The following is a 16,523-nucleotide window of genomic DNA, read 5'->3' on the forward strand; positions in this document are numbered from 1 at the left end:
ATCGCAACCTGCTCTATGAAGGCCCCGTCTTCCTGCCGAAGGGCACCAGCGAGATTGTCCTTCGCCCCTGACGGCCGCCGGCTGTCCGACGTCTCGGCGCCGGTCGAGGATCTGGATTAGCCGCCCGCAAAGCCATGCTCGTCGCGCGGGCGCTCGAAGATCCGCTTGGCCGTGCGGCGTGTCCGTCGTCAAATGATTTGAGACCGTCTCGGTATGTCAGGAACAGAGACTCTGCCTCATCTGGGTTTGAGGTTAGGCGGCCTGCAGGTGATACTGCAAGCGTCTCTGCTGGATGGTCTGGCTGGCTTGCGGCTTCGTCCATCTGGCTAGAGCCGACCCGGTCCCGGCGGACTGTGGCTGGCGTTTGATCGAGCGAGGGTTCAACCATGGAGATGCATCAGGTCAGGTATTTCCTGGCACTTACGCGCGAACTGAACTTCACCCGCGCCGCCGCCGCCTGCAATGTAACGCAGCCTTCGCTGACGCGCGCCATCAAGCTGCTCGAATTCGAGTTTGGCGGGGCGTTGTTCCACCGCGATCGGCAGGCGCCGAAGCTTACTGAACTCGGCCGGACCGTGCTGCCTTATCTGACGCAGATCTGGGATCAAGCTCACAACGTCAGACTTGCCGCCCAGGATATGACGGCGCAGAGCAAGATGCGGCTGAAGGTCGGTGTGATGTGCACGCTTGCTCCAACGAACCTGATCGGCCTGCTGAGCGCGGTGCAGGAGCGGCACCCCCATATCGAGCTGGAGATCGTGGATTCGCCGGCCGCCGACCTGCAGGACATGTTGTGCGACGGTCTGGTCGAAGTCATCATCTCCTGCCAGCCAAGCGGCCGCTCCGACCCTCGACTAAAGTATCTGCGCCTGTTCAAAGAAGAGCTATGCGTGATCTTGCCACCCTCTCATCCTCTGGCTGCACAATCACAAATTGGCCTTCTCGACCTTAAAGACGAGAAATTCGTCCAGCGTACGCAGTGCGAACATGACTGCTCGATCGATGGCTTCTTCGACGAGCTCGGGGCTGATTTCCAGACGGTCTATCGCAGCGACCGCGACGATTGGATCCTGGCCATGGTGTCGGGTGGATTGGGCTTCGGGTTACTCGGCAGGAATTCGATCGGCGCGGCTCTGGTCGCGGCAAGGCCGCTCGCCTCGCCTTCGCTTTTTCGGATCGTGAACCTCGTCACCGTGCGCGGCCGGCCGCACTCCGCCGCAGTCGGCGCCCTTCTTCACGAAGCGATGCGGACGCCGTGGTCAGGCGAGGCAGCGCTGTCCATTCAGACGCTCGCGCAGGCCGACCCGCCGTTTAGCGATGGCGCGGCTGGCTTGGCCGCACTGTAACCAGAGCCATGATCCGCGGCCGCTCGATGCTGCGGTCTGTGCCGCCCGGCATCGACTCGGACACGGGGTAGAATGAGGAAGCGTAGCTGCGCCGGTTTCTAAGAGACAGAAGGTGACAGCGCCGTCGGCGCGGCGACATGGGCGCCGGCCTCTCGCAAACGCTCATCATCCTCGCGGCTCTCGACAAAGACGGTATTGGCAGCAAACGCGATGCCTTTCTCGGCGAAGACCCGCACGATGCGCTTCAACGCCTCGCGCTGGACCACCGTCGGCTTGGCTGGCCTGACGGTGAATTTGAAGCGCAGCACCAGCGCGTTTTCAAGAATGTCGGCGATCCCCTGGAGCTTGAGCGGCTGGATGAACTCGCGCCCGAGTTCGGGATCGACCAGCAACTCCTGGCCGATGCGCTTCACGGTCTTGCGCACGGTTTCGATATCGACGTTGCGCGCCAGCCTGAGGTTGAACTTCATCGTCACCCAGTCGCGGCTGAAATTGGTTACCGAGCCGAGCTGGCCGAAGGGCAAGGTGTGAACCTGGCCGTTCTGGTGCCGCAGCTGAATGGAGCGCAGCGTGATTCGCTCGACCGAGCCCTTGAGCTTGCCGGTCTCGATGTACTCGCCGAGACGGAAGGCGTCGTCCACGAGGAAGAAGATGCCGGCGACGACGTCGCGCACCAGCGATTGCGAGCCGAAGCTGATCGCCAAGCCGAAAATCCCGGCGCCGGCGAGCAGCGGCGTCGTGTCGAGGCCGAGCGTCGCGAGGGCAACCAGCGCCGAGACGCCGAGAATCAGCGCGGCTAGAAAGCCACGCGCGACTGGCACGACCGTCGACAGCCGCGAGGCCGGCGTGGGCTCATCTTCGTCTGCGAGGAGTTGCGACGCGCGCGACGGCGGCACAAAACGCGCGGTAAGCCAGGCGCTCACGCCCTCGAAAAGCAAATAGCCGATGAGGAATGCCGCCAGCGCCTCTACGATACGGGCGCTCAGCATGACCAGCCGGCCAGGGCCGAGCCAGTCCGGTCCTGTTTCGGCGGCCCACCCGACCACGACGACGACGATGCCGGCGAGGCTGAGCGCAAAGACGACGCGCCTCATCGGCGCTCCGTACTGAAGCCAGAACCGACCAACTCTACCTTGGCCCGTCACCCGCGCGGTGCGCAGCGCAACAACGACGAAACGTTCGGCCATCAGCCCCAGTGTAGCGACCGCTCCAACCCTGATGACAGCGAAGAAGAAGGGGAAGTCGAGCGCGATGACGCCATAGCTCCAGGTCAGCCAGAAACCAATGGCGCCAAAGCCCGCAAACCGGCGCCACCGCGGCCAGAGACCGGGAACGGGCGACAGGAAGCGCCGAACCGCAAGGAAGCCGAGGCTCGCGGCGATCATTCCCATAATGACCGCCAGCGCCTGGCCGGCCATCCAGTCCATCCCGTTCCCAAGCCAGACCGGGATCAACGCTGGAAAACCGATACCGACGCCGAGCGCTGCAACCAGCGCCGGCCGGGCCTGCGCGATCTGTCGATCATGAGCACGCAGCAAACGCAGATTGGACTCGCCGGGGCGGAACAAAATAGCAGGGACCATCAGCGAGAGCCGGAACAGCAGCGTGAAATCTAGCACCGCGCGGGCCAGCTGCCCGCTGGCGACAGCCGGATCGAACGCAAGTTCGGAAAACAGCACCGCGAGAAGGCATGCGGCGAGTGCACCTACGATATCATGAGCGAAGCGGCGCATGATCTCTGCTAGTCGCGCATCGTGGCTGGAACCGGCGGGAAGTGGGCGCGACATCCGAGGCGGCAGGGCCGCGACGAGGAAAATCAGTGCGCAGGCCGGCCCTACCTTCGCCAGGTCGATAGCGAATCCGGGGCTTGCCGCGATCGCGGTCGCAACGCGGATAAGCTCGGCCGGAACGCTGGGCAGTGCTACAACAATCGGGCCGATGGTGGTCCAGAACGCGCTGATGAGGGCTGTGAGCCTGATGATAAGGCCGGTGCTTGGCGGCGCGCCGCTGTCTTGTGCAAGGACTGCATCGGCGCCAGTAAGCGCAGCGATGAACGCAAATACGGCAGAGGCCTTGACGCAGGGCTTCATTCAGCGATCTCGCACCATCTCTGTCTTCGCCTCGGTATGCAGGACGGGTTCAATATGTCTTCGCCCCGATTCTCTTGCATCCATCTTAGGGATCTTGGCGGTTCGCCGCTGGCTTCAAACTCGCCCCGTCACGGGAATGAAGGCGCCGGTGATGCCGCTAGCGTCCCTGTCCAGCAGGAAGGCGATCGCGTCGGCAATTTCCTTGGGACGGACCCAGGACGCGTGGTCAGCACCGGGCATCGCGACACGGTTCTGTGGCGTGTCGATTATGCTGGGCAGGACGGCGTTGACTCGGACGCCGGCGGATTTCAGCTCGTCGGCAAAGCTCTCGACCAGACGGTGGACGGCGCTTTTGGCGGCGGCATAGGCCGAGAGACCCGACGGGGCTTTGATGGCCGCGCCGGCGCCGATGGCGACGAGGCTGCCATGCCCGGCAGCGCGCATCGGTGGCAGAACCGCGTGGAACATGTTCAAGGTAGTCAGCACGTTCAGCCGGTACATCCGGTCCCAGAGCTCGGGACCGCTGTCGGCGGCGGGCGCCATGTCGAAGCCGCCGACGGTGTGCGCCAAGCCATCGATCCGGCCATAGCGCGCGAGCGCGGCCTTCACGGCCGCCGCGCAGGCAGTCGGATCGAACAGATCCAGATCGGCCAGCACGAGATGGCGGTCTTCGCCGCCGAACGGCGCCAGGATCTCGGCCATGGCCGCAGCCTCGCGATCGACCGCAACAATGCAGTGTCCGCGCCCGGCCAAGGTCGTCAACAAAGCTCGACCGACATTACCGGCCGCGCCGGTGACTATGATGATCGGCGAAGTATCTGACATGGCTGGATCCGTTGGTTTTGACGCGCTCAGGTAGTGTGACGGTGCACAAGTAGGCGTTGCGCGAGGCGCTCGAACAGCCCGAGCACCACGAAGACGAGACAGACGCGCAGCAGCAGGTCGAGTTCGCCCACGCCCGCGAGCGCGATCAGCGGGGCGACATTGGCGAGAGTGAGCCAGACGACGGCGAAGGCCAGCAGCGTCGCCAGCAGCGGGGCGAGGATGGCTGGCGTCACAGTCGTTTCGCCACGGCAGTATCGACAAGAAACACCAGCATGTTGCCGACGCGCTCGACTTCGCCTTCAAGCGTGATCGGAATCGCGACGAGATCGCGCAGCCGCGCCGGCAGGGGACCGCTATCGGCGTTGGCCAGCGCGAGATAGAAGCTGCCGGCGACGGGCGCAAACGTGACGAAAACGGGCGGAATTTCGCCGATCAGGCAGAGATTGGCGCAAGCCTTGTGGGCGAGGCCCGAGCCCGGCCGCATCGCGCCCGTGTAACACTTGCCGTCACAGATTTCGCCGGCTATGCGCCAGCGGCCAAGTTTCTCGCGCGGAGCCGGCGGAATGCCGGCGGCGTCATCCGCCAGCGGTCGCGCCTTTCCATCGACAACGAGCATTTCAAGGCTGCCCCGGCGCAGAATGCTGCCTCGCAATTCGACCGGCCCGGCGGCGTGCGGAACATCAGCACCGCGCTTGCCGTCGCCCGACAGCAGCAGCACCCTGCCGCGCGGATGGGCCGCGTCCGACCCCAGATGCAGCATTGGATAGCCGATCGTGCTGAGATAGCCGCGCAGGACCTGCTCGCCGCCCCAGGCTTCCGGACGAACCGGACCGCCGGCGGCATCGCGTTCACCGAGACGAAGCAGGCCTGCGGCGGGATCGTCGGCGCCCGCGCCCAAGCCAAAGCCGAGCAAGCCTAGCCCGGCGACGAAGACGAGCGCGGACGCGCAGAGAAAAAACCGCAGCCGACGGCCGAGCCGGTTGCTCCAGCCGACGAAAAACTCATCGTTCTCGACAGATTGCGTCATGCCGGCTCCATCGGCGTCACGGTCGCTTTTGGGATCTCGACTGGCTCGACCGGCGTGCCGAGCGGGTTCGGGCGCGGATCCAGGAGCAGGGTCGCACCGTCAAGTTTCAGCCGATAGGTCGCCACCCGCTCCGTGAACGGCGCCGGAGCGCAGCCGTCGCGCAAGCGATATTCATAACCATGCCAGGGGCAGACCACGCAGCCGTTGCGGATGCGCCCCTCGCCGAGTGGTCCGTTCTGATGGGCGCAGAGATTGCTGATGGCTGCGATACCGCGTCCGTCGCGGAAAATCGCGACCGATTCACCATGGCTCAAGGAAATGACCAGGCCACGCCCTTCGACCAGCTCGGCGACCGGGCCGACCACGACCCAGGCTGGATCGTCGGTTCCAGTCGTGGCCTGCCGATCCCTGGCTCGCTCGCGCCAGGCCGCTGCCAGATGCAGGCCGACCAGCGCCGCCGCGCTCGCGCCGACCAGCAGCGGGAGGCCAGTATCGCGCGCGTCCTGCAGCGCCCCGAAAGCGACATGCGCCACCACCAGGCCATAGGCCCCGTAGACGGCCATATGGATCGCCTTCCAGACCGGCGGCGACAGGAAGTTCAGCCAGAAATCATGGCTCGTCGCGGCCAGTAACAGCAGGATCGCGAAAGCCAGAAAGCCGAAGGGGATAAACGGGAACCCGCGCAGATCGCCATAGCTCGCATCGGTTGAAAACAACGCGACCCAAGGGTCGAGAGGGCTAAAGGCAAAGTACCAGTTCAACACCGCCAGCAGGTGCGCGGCGGCGATGGTACAAGTGATCACGCCGAAATGCCGGCGGTTGTAGAGTAGTGGCAGGAAGCGCGTATCGAGCCGGGCGAGCGGCCCGATCATGAGGACCAGGCTCAGCAGGATAAAGGCGCAACTGCCATAGGCCTTGATCGCGAGAGACTGGTCGTCGAGCAGCGTTCCGGGCGCACGCACACGGGGCGCGAACCGGAGAAAACACAGCAGATAGATAGCCACGCCCGCGAGCAGCACGGCGTCATAAACAATCTTGCTGCGCGTCCAGCCGACGGGATGATAAGCGACGCTCATGCGAGGCCGCCATGTTGCAACACGCTCAACCGCTGCGAGGGCTGCTCGGGCAGCTTGTGCTGACGCAGTGACCACGCGGTTGCGAGGACCAGCGGCAGGATCAGCGCCAGCGCCGTCCAGATCACCGTGTGCATCCGCTTATGGGCTTGCCGCATCGGCGTCAGACTTTCGACCGGTAAGTTGCCGCCCAGCGCAGCAGGACATAGGGCCAGAGAAGCGCCAGTCCCGGGAGCAGCAGCGGCCGGAAGCCGTAGGCGCCGCGGGCCGAGGAGTCCAGCCGCTCGATCCCGAAGAGCAGGAAGGCGAGGCCAACGATCGCGCCTGTGGCGAACCAGGCCTGACCAAGGGCGACGATGAACTGAGCGGCGATCATGCTGGTCTGCCTTAGCGCTTTTTCGCCGTCGCCGCGTCGCCTGCGCGCAGCAGGCTGGTCTGGGCGTGCTCGGCTGCGTCAGGATCGAGCAAGTCGAAGACGCGCGCTCCGGTCTCATCCTGCATCGGCTCGAGCCAGGGACTGGAGCTGAGCACCATTTTGGCATCGCTCAAGCCTTTAGCCCAGCGCGCCGCCATGGTGGTTGGACCGAATTCATAATCCTTCGCCTGACCCTGCGGTTCGTCGGGTCGGTAGCTCAGCCGGACGATGTCCATCCGCGTCACGCAGCCGAAGGCGTAGAGCCATTGCGCCTCCTTGCTCGCGCGCAGCTCCTCTGGGAGCTTTTCGAGGAGGCTGTTGATGGTGTGACGCACGTCGTGAATGACGCGATACATGTCGGTCGCGGTGCGGGTGCGGCTCGAATAGCGGATATCCTTCTCGCGTTCGATGGCGCTGTCGAGGTCATGCGGCAAAGGCCCCGCGGCGTTGAACAGATCGACCTGGAAGGTCAGCCGGCTGCGCCGCGGCACGTAGTCGAGCACATATTGCAGCGGCGTATTGGAGACCAGTCCGCCATCCCAATAGTGCTCGCCGTCGATCTCGACCGGCGGAAAACCCGGCGGCAGCGCCCCGCTCGCCATGACGTGCTCGGGCCTGATCGTGATCTCGCGGCTGTCGAAATAGGCGAAGTCGCCGCTACGGACATTGGCGGCCCCCACGCTGAAGCGGGTCTCGCCAGTGTTGATCCGGTCGAAATCGACGAATTTCTCAAGTGTACTGCGCAACGCGCCGGTGTCGTAAAAGCTGAGCGGCGTGCCGAACCAGTCGCTCATCGGCCGGGGCGCGAAAAACCCCGGCTGCCCGAAAAGCAGGGCGCTGGCGGCATGCCAGCGCCGATCGGCGGCGGCTGGAAAGGGCGGAAACGCCAAACCCGCCGGCTTCGTGACGCCATCCCAGAACTGGTGCAGCTTTTCGACCCGGTGCTCAGGCGCGTTGCCGGCGATGATCGCACCGTTTATGGCGCCAATAGAGATGCCAGCGACCCAGTCGGGCAGATAACCAGAGGCCGCCAGCCCCTCATAGACGCCAGCCTGGTAGCTGCCGAGCGCCCCGCCGCCCTGCAGCACAAGGCCGATCTTTTTATCGTAGGCATCAGGCTTGGGTTTGGTCAAAATCTTGCCTCACATCAGTATATGCGGATTTTTTAAGGAACCTCCTACCAGAGCCATGTGACGTTTCAGGTCGAGACCTCCGCGTCGCTCACAACGCGATCACAGCAGCGCAGCTGTCGATGAAGGTTTCTCGGCCGAAATCGATATGGTTCAGTTCGGGTTCTCTTCCGTGGTGAAAAGAGCCGCCACCCGCCAGCCCTGTGGCGTCTTGACGCAAAGGACGTTGACCAGAAAATCGATCGTCTTTGCGTCTGCCTTTGGCCCCAGGGTCAGGCGTAAGGGCTGATAGAGAAACGCGCTGACAGGGCTGACCTCCACCACACGGGATCGCGTTTTGTCTGGCGTCACCGACCAGATTTCAGCTTGCTGAAAGGCGCTCATGCGCTCGATCAGCGCATCGCGGCCCCAGAAGGCCTTGCCATCGCTGATCCAGACAAATCCGGGCGATTCCCACAGCGTGTCACGAACACGCACCAGATCACGCGCGTTCTGTGCGGTCAGGAACGTATCGTAGAGCCCTTTGATATCGGCTTCGAGCTGCGTCTCGCCGCGGACATGGCCGCTAAGGCCCAGACTCAAAACAACGATCACGATCAGTTTCTGGAGCATCACGTCCTCTTGCACGGATCAAAAACCGGCATCGGCCAAACTTTGCTGCGGCATCTCTATCGGCGTCGCCGGTGCTCGGCGCTAATGCTGAAAAGCTCTGCTTTCGATGCCGCTTCGCTATGGTGGGCGCCCCAGATCAAAGGCCACAATCGTCGCCAAGCACGCCACAGCCATCCCGCAAACAGCTACGACCGGCGTTTGCAGGTCACTAGACTAGCGCTGCGATCCTTTCCGCCTGCGTTGGTGCTTCTTTCGATTTTGGTCACATAGTCAGCAGCTATCGAAAGCAAAGGAATTCGGCATTTCCGCATCGCAGCCGCAACCTCGATCCTGTCACTGCTGGATCGGATCGAGCCATCCGGCCATGATGAGGAGATTTTCGATGATTCCCAAGTTTTCGCGCCGCGACGCCCTGCGCGCGGCCACCGCAGGCGCAGCGGTGTCGCTCATCGGTGCGCAGGCCGCCGAAGCCGCCGGCTGCAACGAGACGAGCAAACTCGCCAAGCCTCGCGACCTCGCCAACATTCCGGAAAAATTCCTGAAGCGGCAGACGCTGTCGGAAGTGCATCTCGAAAAATGGCGCGGCGTCGGCAACCTGTTCCTGCGGATGCGCCGTCTGACGATCGCACCTGGAGGTTTCGTCCCGACCCATTATCACGACGACCGTCCCTCGATCGTCTACATGCTCAAGGGCGAACTGTGGGAGCACAATTCGTTCTGCTCAGAGCCGATCGTGCATCGCGAGGGCGACTGGACCGCCGAGTTTGGTCCTTTCGTCGGACACTGGTGGGAGAACAGGACGAACAGTGAGGCGATCGTTCTCTCTGCGGACGTCATTCCGCCGGAGTACAAGGACATGGCCGATATGGACATGTAGTCCCGGCGTTGTCGGCATCGGGATGCGACCTCACTTGGCGGCAAGGGCGGGCCCGGTCACGGCGGTTCTCATCGCCAGCCTGCCGGGCCTCACGGCCTGCCCGGCCGGCGAGCGTCGGGGGTCTCAGAAGCGGTGGCACCTCAGGGATGCAGCCGCATCATTTGCCGCCGAAACTCAAACGGATCAACGCCCCGAAGCCGCCAGAACCGGACGCCCCAGAAGCAATTCCAGGGGCATCAACAAATTATTGACAGTACCAGAAGGATCTATGGGTAATACATCAGCCGGATATGCGATCCATATATCATAGAATTACCTGTCAAATCTGAATACATAAAGAATTTAATTCAAAATTTACTGTACACGAATGTTCAAACCTGGCGGCCGCAGGCCGCATCGCGAGAAAAGAGCCGAAAAATGGACAAACTCCGCAGCATTTCAAACACATCCGGCAAGGGCGGCGATAAATCCGGTTCTGCTGACGCGCCCAAATCCCGGAAGCGACCTGAGGCTGGGCAGATCGTGCTTGTCCTGCAGGGCGGCGGTGCACTTGGCGCCTATCAGGGCGGCGTCTACGAGGCCATGCACGAGGCTGGCATCGAACCCGACTGGGTCATCGGGATTTCAATCGGTGCGATCAATGCGGGATTGATCGCCGGCAATGCGCCCGAAGACCGTCTCGGCCGCCTGAAGGAGTTCTGGCAGCGGATTGCGCAGGACCCTGCGCTCGACTTTATGTCCGGCCTGCCCTGGATCGGTCGGAGCTTGCCGAACTGGTCGACGATAACCAACGGCCTGGGCGGGTTCTTCAAGCCCAACCCGCTCGCTTTCCTCGGGATGCAGACCAGGCTCGCGCCTGATGCCGCCGGCTATTACTCGACTCGGCCTTTGGAGATGACGCTTAACGAACTTGTCGATTTCGAAGGCATGAACAAGTATGGCGTGCGGCTAACGGTCGGTGCGGCGAATGTTCGGACCAGCGAGATGCGCTATTTTGACAGCCGCGAAACGGCATTGACCGTTCGGCACGTCATGGCGTCAGGCGCGCTGCCTCCGGCTTTTCCCGCCGTCAGAATCGACGGCGAACTCTACTGGGACGGCGGCGTTCTCTCGAACACGCCAGTCGAGGCGGTTTTCGACGACAATCCGCGCCGCAATTCGCTGATTTTCGCAGTACACGTCTGGAATCCAAAGGGAGATGAGCCGGAATCGATCTGGCAGGTGATGAACCGGCAAAAAGACATCCAGTATTCGAGCCGCGCCGTCAGCCACATCGCGCGACAGAAGCAGATTCACAAGTTGCGTCACATCATCGCCGATCTGGCCGGAATGCTGCCGGAGGAGCAGCGCAAGAGCGCCGCGATTCGCGCCCTTGCTGGCTATGGTTGCGTCACTCAGATGCATGTCGTGCGTCTGCTGGCGCCGCAGCTCGGCAATGAGGACCATACCAAGGACATCGATTTCAGCCCATCCGGCATCAAGGCGCGCTGGTCCGCCGGCTATGCCGACACCATGCGCATCCTCGAAGAGGCGCCTTGGGAGAAGGAAGTCGATGCGCTGGAAGGCTTCCATCTGCATGAATCGACGCCACCGCTCGGGACGGCCGCGGGCTAACGCGCGCTTGTCGGGCGCTCATGCATGAACGAGTTGGGATGAACCCGATGACCGGACCGATGCCGCAGATGGTCGATCAAGGCCGAGCGGGGACAATGCGCGAAGGCAGCCTCCAACGCGCATTCATGATCGCCACGATGGCGTTCCTGACCCTGATCGATCTCTTCGCAATGCAGGCGGTGCTGCCGTCGCTGAGCCAGCGTTACGGCGTTGGCCCGGCGGCAATGGGCCTCGCTGTTAATGCGAGCACTTTGGGCATGGCTGTCTCCAGTCTGGCGACATCCTTTCTCAGCCAGCGCATCGACCGCCGATGGGGCGTCGTCGTCAGCCTCGCGTTATTGGCTGTGCCGACGATGCTGCTCGCCGGCGCTCCCGACCTGTCTTCGTTCGCGGTCCTTCGTGTCCTCCAGGGCGTGTGTATGGCCGCGGCCTTCACCCTGATGCTGACCTATCTCGGCGAGCATTACAGCGCCGATGACAGCGCGTCGGCCTTCGCGGCCTATATCGCGGGCAATGTCGCGAGCAATCTCATCGGACGATTGATGTCGTCGGCCGTCACCGATCATTTCGGGCTCAACATTACCTTCTATGTCTTCGCGGCGTTGAACCTGGTGGGCGCGGTGATGGCGTTCGGCTTCATCGCGCGCACGCAGGAGATGGCCGGCGTTGCCCGGCCGGCGGGATCGGCGTTCGAGGCGGTCGCCGCTCATCTGGCAAACCCCGGCCTGCGCGCCAGCTTCGCCATCGGATTTCTGATCCTCTTCGCCTTCATAGGCACCTTCACCTACGTCAATTTCGTCCTGGTCGCGGCTCCGTTGTCGCTGGGAATGATGCAGGTTGGTCTCGTCTATTTTGTCTTTGCGCCCTCGATCGTGACCACGTTGCTCGCCGGCGCGCTGGCGCGCAGGATCGGGCCGGTCGGAGCGCTCTGGCTGTCTCTGGCATTGGCGGGAACAGGGCTGCCATTGTTGGTCGTTTCGAACCTGCCGACGGTTCTGGCAGGTCTCGTGCTCGTCGCGGTCGGAACCTTCGCGGCCCAGGCTGTCGCGACCGGACTCGTCGGCCGGGCCGCGAAGCGCGATCGCGGCGCTGCAAGCGGGCTCTATCTGGCCAGCTACTTCGCTGGCGGCCTGGCGGGAAGCGCCGTGCTGGGGCAGATCTTCGATCGGTTCGGCTGGAGCGCCTGTGTCGCTGGGATCGGCATGTCGCTCGCCTTGGCCGCGCTGCTTGCCTTCAAACTCCGGCCAATTGTAAAGGAGACCTGAAAAGCCGCTGGGGCGATCCTGCATCCTGCCCTGTGCGCGCTCGCCGCCTCGCGCCTGGCTGGCGTAAGGCGAACCGCAGACGGAGAGCGCCTTGGAAATGCACCAAATACGGTATTTCCTGGCGGTCGCGCGCACGCTCAATTTCACGCGCGCCGCCGAGCAGTGCAACGTCACGCAGCCGTCTTTGACGCGTTCGATCCAGAAGCTGGAGACTGAACTCGGCGGGCTCTTGCTGCATCGCGAACGGCAACACACGCATTTGACCGAACTCGGCCGGCTGATGCTGCCACATCTCGAACGGACCTTCACGGCCGCTCAGGCAGCCCAGGACCTGGCCCGTGACGTCAGCAAGGGTGAGATGGCACCGCTGCGGATCGGGCTCAGCGAGACGATCTCGTCGAAGACGCTGATCGGCCTTCTCGAAGGTCTGAAAGCCTTCGTCAGCGGCTTCGAACTCACGCTCGCGCAATTGCCCAACAAGGATCTGATCAACCGCGCGCTGGACGGCTCGTTCGATCTCATCTTCCTGAGTGACACGCAAGAACTGCCCGACAGGATGAGAAGCTGGATCCTGTTTCGTGAAACCTTTCGGCTGATCATGCCGGCAGATCACAGCTTGGCGAGCCTCGCCCTAGTCCCAATCTCCGCGCTTGCGGGCCTCGACATCGTCGCGCCGATCGACTGCCCCGATCTCGAACGCTTCAAGACGTTCTGCGCCTCGTCCAACATCGATCTGCGGTGTCGGCACAAGGTCCATGGCGCAGACCAATTGCAGCGTCTCGTCAGTTCCGGCTTCGGTTGCGGCTTTCTGCCCGCGAACATGCCGCTAATCGAAGGGCTCGTCGCGCGAGACCTCGCCGAATCCGACACCGTCAGACAGGTCGTGGTGGCCATCGTTGCGGGCCGCCCGTTTGCGACCGCGACAGACGCCTGTCTGCGGCTGGCCCGGAGCCGCGACTGGGTAACCGAAACAGCCAGGGCAGCGGCGCCGCACGCGATGACGGCATGACGCAAAGAACTCAGCGGATCGAGCGAAGGTGTCAGCGTTGCCGCTCGATCGCCAGCAGCGCTGTAACGATATCGGCAGGCTCCATGCGTTTGCGGAAATCCGGATCGACATGCGCGGCCATCACCCGGCCGTCCTGCCGCACCACATAGGTCGCTGGGATCGGCAAGAACCATGAGTCGTTGGCGTTCCACCGGGCAAGATCGAGACCGATCTCCGCGTAGATCGTCTGCACCTCGTCATTGACCGCGAACACCAGACCGAAATCGAGGGAAACGCCGAGGTCGAGGTCGCACAAAACCTCGAACGGCAGGCCGAAATCACGCTTCGTAGCGGCCGTTCGGCCGCCAGCTTCGCCAGCGATCGCAACGATTTGCCCACCGGCCGCGGTGATGTCGGCATGAGCATCGCGCAGCGCCGTCAACTCGCTCTCGCAAAAGAAGCACCAGGACCCGCGGTAGAAACTCAGGACGATCGGACCTGAAGCGAGGAGATCGGCGGAACTGACAATGCGCCCCGAGGCATTTGGCAGCGCGAAAGGACGGATCACATCGCCGACGCCAATAGCGCCCGCTGCGACGCCGCGAGCCGCCAGCGTTGCGACCATGCGGTCATAGGCGCCGGCGACATGCCGGCGCTCTCTGGCGTGCCGGCTTTGCAAATACGACAGTCGGTCGGAAAGCAGACGCTGGATCATGGCTGCACAATGCTGCCTCGCAGGGGCGTCCGGCGCAATCCCAATCGCCATAGCAGCCGCCTATCAATCTGAAAGCGAAGGGGTATTTCCGTGATTGCCGAGCTCTTGGCACTATCTGGATGAATTCGGCCAGACCAGATGAGAAAGACTCCAGATGAACTCGCTCCCTCCAGTTGACGTTCTCAAATCGCCGGTGGCCGCCGATCTCGCCGGCAAGATCGCCGTTGTGACGGGTTCGACCAGCGGCATCGGGCTTGGCATCGCCGCGGCCCTGGCCAAGGCGGGCGCCAGCGTCATGATCAACGGACTAGGAGATGCAGGCGCGGTCGAAGAGACCCGGCGTCAACTCGCGGAGACACATCGCGTCGAAGTGTTTTATGACGACAGCAATCTGATGGATCCCGTCGGCGTCGCCGATCTCATGAACAATGCAGTCGACGTCTTTGGCCGGGTCGATATTCTCGTCAACAACGCGGGGATTCAGCATGTTGCGCCGATCGAGGAATTTCCGGTCGATCGCTGGGACGCGATCATCGCGCTCAATCTGTCGGCGGCCTTCCACGCAACGCGGGCTGTCTTCGGTGCCATGAAAGCCAACGGCTATGGCCGAGTGATCAATATTGCATCGGCGCATGGCCTCGTCGCATCGCCGTTCAAGTCGGCCTATGTCGCCGCCAAGCACGGCCTGATCGGCTTTACCAAGACGATCGCGCTGGAAGGCGCGGAATTCGGCGTGACGGCCAACGCAATCTGCCCCGGCTATGTCTGGACGCCCCTCGTCGAAAAGCAGATCGACGAGCAGGCCATCGCGCACGGCATCCCGCGCGATCAGGTCGTGCGCGACGTGCTGTTGGCCTCACAGCCAAACAAGCGTTTCGCCACGGTCGAGGAAATCGGCGGATTGGCAGCCTTCCTGGCTTCCGGACTGGGCGCTTCCATCACCGGCTCGGCGCTGCCCGTCGATGGCGGTTGGACGGCTCACTAATCGGTGGACGTCTGCAGCTTCGGTAATCAATTCCGAGCGACGCTCGAGCCACGGTTCGAAGCGTGGCGCGGAGTTCGAGGAAACTGGTCGATCCGAGCAATGAAGTCGTTCGCGCGGATCAGATCAAGCGCGCAGCCTTCTGCTCCCTTGCGCAGATAGATCGTCGGCGAGCGCTTGGCTGATCGCGGGCAGGCCGTCGAGCAGGCTCGGAACGAAGGCCTGGGAGGGCGGCATGCGGCGCGGCAGGCCGTGCAGCGCGCGCGCCATCACCAGCGGATCGCGCTCGCCCTCGCCGTTCTCCTGGGGATCGTGCAGGACGTCGACCAGCTTGAGATGGTCGGCCCGCTCCGCCCGGATCGCCTGCTCGAGACGCGGCTTGACCCGCGGGACGATGAGCGCCGGCTTGTCGAAGGAGAGCACCTCGCAGAAGGTGTTGTAGCCGCCCATCGCGACCACGCAATGGGCCCGGTTCATCAGCAGTTCGAGGCGCGGCTCGAAGCCGAGGCTTTCCAGCTTGGGAATGCGCGCGATCCGCTCGGCGAAGTCCTTGCGGCGCTCGCGCGACATGAAGGGGCCGAAGACGATCAACGCGGGGAGTTCGATCGTCGGATCGGCCTCGTAGGCGGAGATCACCCAGTCGATCACGCCGGCGCCGTCGCCGCCGCCGCCCGGCGTCACCAGGATGAAGGGGCCCTTGGTGATCCGCGGGTAGCGGGTGGGCGGCATCGGACTCGGGACGGCGCGCTTGAGATAGCCGGTGTAGCGGATCTTGTGGGCGAAGAGATGCTGGTTCGGCAGGCCGGCTAGCGGCTGGTAGATGCTCTCCAGCCCGTAGACGAAGATGTCGTCATAGATCTGGCCGAGCGCATCGAGCGCCCCGCTCTGGCGCCACTCCTCATGGAGCTTGGCCGGCTCGTCGAGCACGTCGCGCAGGCCGAGCACGATGCGGGCCCCGCGGCGGCGCAGGATGTCGAGCGCCGGCACGAGTTCGCCCCGCAGGCCGATCGGCTCCTTGTCGACGATGACGACGTCGGGGTCGAAGGAGAGGACCACCTGCTTGATGATGTCGGTGCGCAGGCGGATGGTGTCGTGAAGGTCGAGATTGAGGTGATGCGGGCCGTAGCGGCCGTCGCTCTGCTTCTCGACGCCGGGGATGCGGACATAGTCGACGCCGTCGCCGAACTGGAAGCTCGAGATCACCGACGAGCCCGAGACGATGATCACTGATATATGAGGGTAGGTCGCCACCAGCGAGTTGGCGATCGCGCGGCAGCGGCGGATATGGCCGAGGCCGAAGGTATCGTGGCTGTAGATCAGCACGCGTGGCGCATCGGAGTTGCGCGACCCGCGAATATCGGCGGTCCCCGCGACGTTCAAATGCATGGACGTCGCTTCTCGGCCGGTTGATATGCGGACTGGCGAAATGCAAAAGACTCGCAGAACGTAATTGCGAGTCCGGCCAGATCTCCATGTTGGGGCAAATTCCTCATTACTCAGCGATAGGGATCGGCCGCGTCGCGCAGGCCGTCGCCGAGGAAGTTGAAGGCGAGGATGATCAGGA

Annotated in this window: 17 protein-coding genes; 6 read left to right on the forward strand and 11 right to left on the reverse strand. The window is 63.4% G+C overall.

What is annotated here, in order from left to right:
* The first annotated feature begins 386 nt into the window (after positions 1-386).
* Positions 387-1,346 carry a LysR family transcriptional regulator gene (locus tag AX750_RS09375; protein ID WP_082737643.1) on the forward strand — a complete coding sequence of 320 codons (960 nt, stop codon included), beginning with the start codon at positions 387-389 and terminating at the stop codon, positions 1,344-1,346.
* Positions 1,347-1,444: 98 nt separating this feature from the next.
* On the opposite strand, the gene AX750_RS09380 is transcribed toward AX750_RS09375, so the two are convergent.
* The 9 genes from AX750_RS09380 to AX750_RS09415 all read right to left on the reverse strand — a co-directional run bounded on the left by AX750_RS09380 (position 1,445) and on the right by AX750_RS09415 (position 8,518).
* The gene (locus tag AX750_RS09380) at positions 1,445-3,436 is read right to left on the reverse strand and encodes a mechanosensitive ion channel family protein (protein WP_068075039.1); all 1,992 of its coding nucleotides are present in this window, start codon (positions 3,434-3,436) and stop codon (positions 1,445-1,447) included.
* Between the two features lie 114 nt (positions 3,437-3,550).
* A complete protein-coding gene (locus AX750_RS09385) occupies positions 3,551-4,261 on the reverse strand; it encodes an SDR family NAD(P)-dependent oxidoreductase (protein WP_082737644.1) in 711 nt (236 codons plus the stop codon).
* A gap of 26 nt (positions 4,262-4,287) precedes the next feature.
* On the reverse strand, positions 4,288-4,494 hold the full coding sequence (locus AX750_RS09390; RefSeq protein ID WP_067253940.1) for a hypothetical protein: 207 nt from the start codon (positions 4,492-4,494) through the stop codon (positions 4,288-4,290).
* Positions 4,491-5,288, reverse strand: coding sequence for a hypothetical protein (locus AX750_RS09395; protein ID WP_067253944.1), 798 nt, complete (start codon positions 5,286-5,288; stop codon positions 4,491-4,493). Before AX750_RS09395 ends, AX750_RS09390 begins: the two co-directional genes overlap by 4 nt.
* A complete protein-coding gene (locus AX750_RS09400) occupies positions 5,285-6,364 on the reverse strand; it encodes a Rieske 2Fe-2S domain-containing protein (protein WP_067253947.1) in 1,080 nt (359 codons plus the stop codon). Before AX750_RS09400 ends, AX750_RS09395 begins: the two co-directional genes overlap by 4 nt.
* Positions 6,361-6,498, reverse strand: a complete 138-nt coding sequence (locus AX750_RS25945) for a hypothetical protein (RefSeq protein WP_156450204.1) — start codon at positions 6,496-6,498, stop codon at positions 6,361-6,363. Before AX750_RS25945 ends, AX750_RS09400 begins: the two co-directional genes overlap by 4 nt.
* 26 nt (positions 6,499-6,524) lie before the next feature.
* On the reverse strand, positions 6,525-6,737 hold the full coding sequence (locus AX750_RS09405) for a hypothetical protein (RefSeq protein WP_067253950.1): 213 nt from the start codon (positions 6,735-6,737) through the stop codon (positions 6,525-6,527).
* Between the two features lie 11 nt (positions 6,738-6,748).
* The gene (locus AX750_RS09410) at positions 6,749-7,909 is read right to left on the reverse strand and encodes a patatin-like phospholipase family protein (protein WP_067253953.1); all 1,161 of its coding nucleotides are present in this window, start codon (positions 7,907-7,909) and stop codon (positions 6,749-6,751) included.
* Between the two features lie 150 nt (positions 7,910-8,059).
* On the reverse strand, positions 8,060-8,518 hold the full coding sequence (locus AX750_RS09415; protein ID WP_067253957.1) for a DUF4440 domain-containing protein: 459 nt from the start codon (positions 8,516-8,518) through the stop codon (positions 8,060-8,062).
* A gap of 382 nt (positions 8,519-8,900) precedes the next feature.
* On the opposite strand from AX750_RS09415, the gene AX750_RS09420 reads away from it, so the two are divergent.
* The 4 genes from AX750_RS09420 to AX750_RS09435 all read left to right on the forward strand — a co-directional run bounded on the left by AX750_RS09420 (position 8,901) and on the right by AX750_RS09435 (position 13,283).
* Complete coding sequence (locus tag AX750_RS09420) at positions 8,901-9,395, forward strand: cupin domain-containing protein (RefSeq protein WP_067253960.1); 495 nt, start codon at positions 8,901-8,903, stop codon at positions 9,393-9,395.
* Positions 9,396-9,812: 417 nt separating this feature from the next.
* Positions 9,813-11,009, forward strand: coding sequence for a patatin-like phospholipase family protein (locus AX750_RS09425; RefSeq protein ID WP_067253963.1), 1,197 nt, complete (start codon positions 9,813-9,815; stop codon positions 11,007-11,009).
* A gap of 47 nt (positions 11,010-11,056) precedes the next feature.
* Positions 11,057-12,274 carry an MFS transporter gene (locus AX750_RS09430; protein ID WP_067253966.1) on the forward strand — a complete coding sequence of 406 codons (1,218 nt, stop codon included), beginning with the start codon at positions 11,057-11,059 and terminating at the stop codon, positions 12,272-12,274.
* 97 nt (positions 12,275-12,371) lie between these two features.
* A complete protein-coding gene (locus tag AX750_RS09435; protein ID WP_067253969.1) occupies positions 12,372-13,283 on the forward strand; it encodes a LysR family transcriptional regulator in 912 nt (303 codons plus the stop codon).
* Positions 13,284-13,314: 31 nt separating this feature from the next.
* On the opposite strand, the gene AX750_RS09440 is transcribed toward AX750_RS09435, so the two are convergent.
* Positions 13,315-13,977, reverse strand: coding sequence for a peroxiredoxin-like family protein (locus AX750_RS09440; RefSeq protein ID WP_067253973.1), 663 nt, complete (start codon positions 13,975-13,977; stop codon positions 13,315-13,317).
* A 154-nt stretch (positions 13,978-14,131) separates the two neighbouring features.
* On the opposite strand from AX750_RS09440, the gene AX750_RS09445 reads away from it, so the two are divergent.
* A complete protein-coding gene (locus AX750_RS09445) occupies positions 14,132-14,962 on the forward strand; it encodes a 3-hydroxybutyrate dehydrogenase (RefSeq protein WP_067253977.1) in 831 nt (276 codons plus the stop codon).
* A gap of 123 nt (positions 14,963-15,085) precedes the next feature.
* Here the strand turns inward: AX750_RS09445 and AX750_RS09450 are convergent, their stop codons facing one another.
* Positions 15,086-16,345 carry a glycosyltransferase gene (locus tag AX750_RS09450; protein WP_067253980.1) on the reverse strand — a complete coding sequence of 420 codons (1,260 nt, stop codon included), beginning with the start codon at positions 16,343-16,345 and terminating at the stop codon, positions 15,086-15,088.
* Positions 16,346-16,523: the final 178 nt, after the last annotated feature.

This window comes from Methylobacterium sp. CCH7-A2, from assembly GCF_001557075.1.
GTDB classification, from domain to species: Bacteria; Pseudomonadota; Alphaproteobacteria; order Rhizobiales; family Beijerinckiaceae; genus Allobosea; species Allobosea massiliensis.

What these genes read in the sequence shown, in the direction of transcription:
- AX750_RS09375 (WP_082737643.1), top strand. Translation starts at nt 387, where the DNA reads ATGGAGATGCATCAGGTCAGGTATTTCCTGGCACTTACGCGCGAACTG.
- AX750_RS09380 (WP_068075039.1), bottom strand. Translation starts at nt 3,436, where the DNA reads ATGAAGCCCTGCGTCAAGGCCTCTGCCGTATTTGCGTTCATCGCTGCG.
- AX750_RS09385 (WP_082737644.1), bottom strand. Translation starts at nt 4,261, where the DNA reads ATGTCAGATACTTCGCCGATCATCATAGTCACCGGCGCGGCCGGTAAT.
- AX750_RS09395 (WP_067253944.1), bottom strand. Translation starts at nt 5,288, where the DNA reads ATGACGCAATCTGTCGAGAACGATGAGTTTTTCGTCGGCTGGAGCAAC.
- AX750_RS09400 (WP_067253947.1), bottom strand. Translation starts at nt 6,364, where the DNA reads ATGAGCGTCGCTTATCATCCCGTCGGCTGGACGCGCAGCAAGATTGTT.
- AX750_RS25945 (WP_156450204.1), bottom strand. Translation starts at nt 6,498, where the DNA reads ATGCACACGGTGATCTGGACGGCGCTGGCGCTGATCCTGCCGCTGGTC.
- AX750_RS09405 (WP_067253950.1), bottom strand. Translation starts at nt 6,737, where the DNA reads ATGATCGCCGCTCAGTTCATCGTCGCCCTTGGTCAGGCCTGGTTCGCC.
- AX750_RS09415 (WP_067253957.1), bottom strand. Translation starts at nt 8,518, where the DNA reads ATGCTCCAGAAACTGATCGTGATCGTTGTTTTGAGTCTGGGCCTTAGC.
- AX750_RS09420 (WP_067253960.1), top strand. Translation starts at nt 8,901, where the DNA reads ATGATTCCCAAGTTTTCGCGCCGCGACGCCCTGCGCGCGGCCACCGCA.
- AX750_RS09425 (WP_067253963.1), top strand. Translation starts at nt 9,813, where the DNA reads ATGGACAAACTCCGCAGCATTTCAAACACATCCGGCAAGGGCGGCGAT.
- AX750_RS09430 (WP_067253966.1), top strand. Translation starts at nt 11,057, where the DNA reads ATGACCGGACCGATGCCGCAGATGGTCGATCAAGGCCGAGCGGGGACA.
- AX750_RS09435 (WP_067253969.1), top strand. Translation starts at nt 12,372, where the DNA reads ATGCACCAAATACGGTATTTCCTGGCGGTCGCGCGCACGCTCAATTTC.
- AX750_RS09440 (WP_067253973.1), bottom strand. Translation starts at nt 13,977, where the DNA reads ATGATCCAGCGTCTGCTTTCCGACCGACTGTCGTATTTGCAAAGCCGG.
- AX750_RS09445 (WP_067253977.1), top strand. Translation starts at nt 14,132, where the DNA reads ATGAACTCGCTCCCTCCAGTTGACGTTCTCAAATCGCCGGTGGCCGCC.
- AX750_RS09450 (WP_067253980.1), bottom strand. Translation starts at nt 16,345, where the DNA reads ATGCATTTGAACGTCGCGGGGACCGCCGATATTCGCGGGTCGCGCAAC.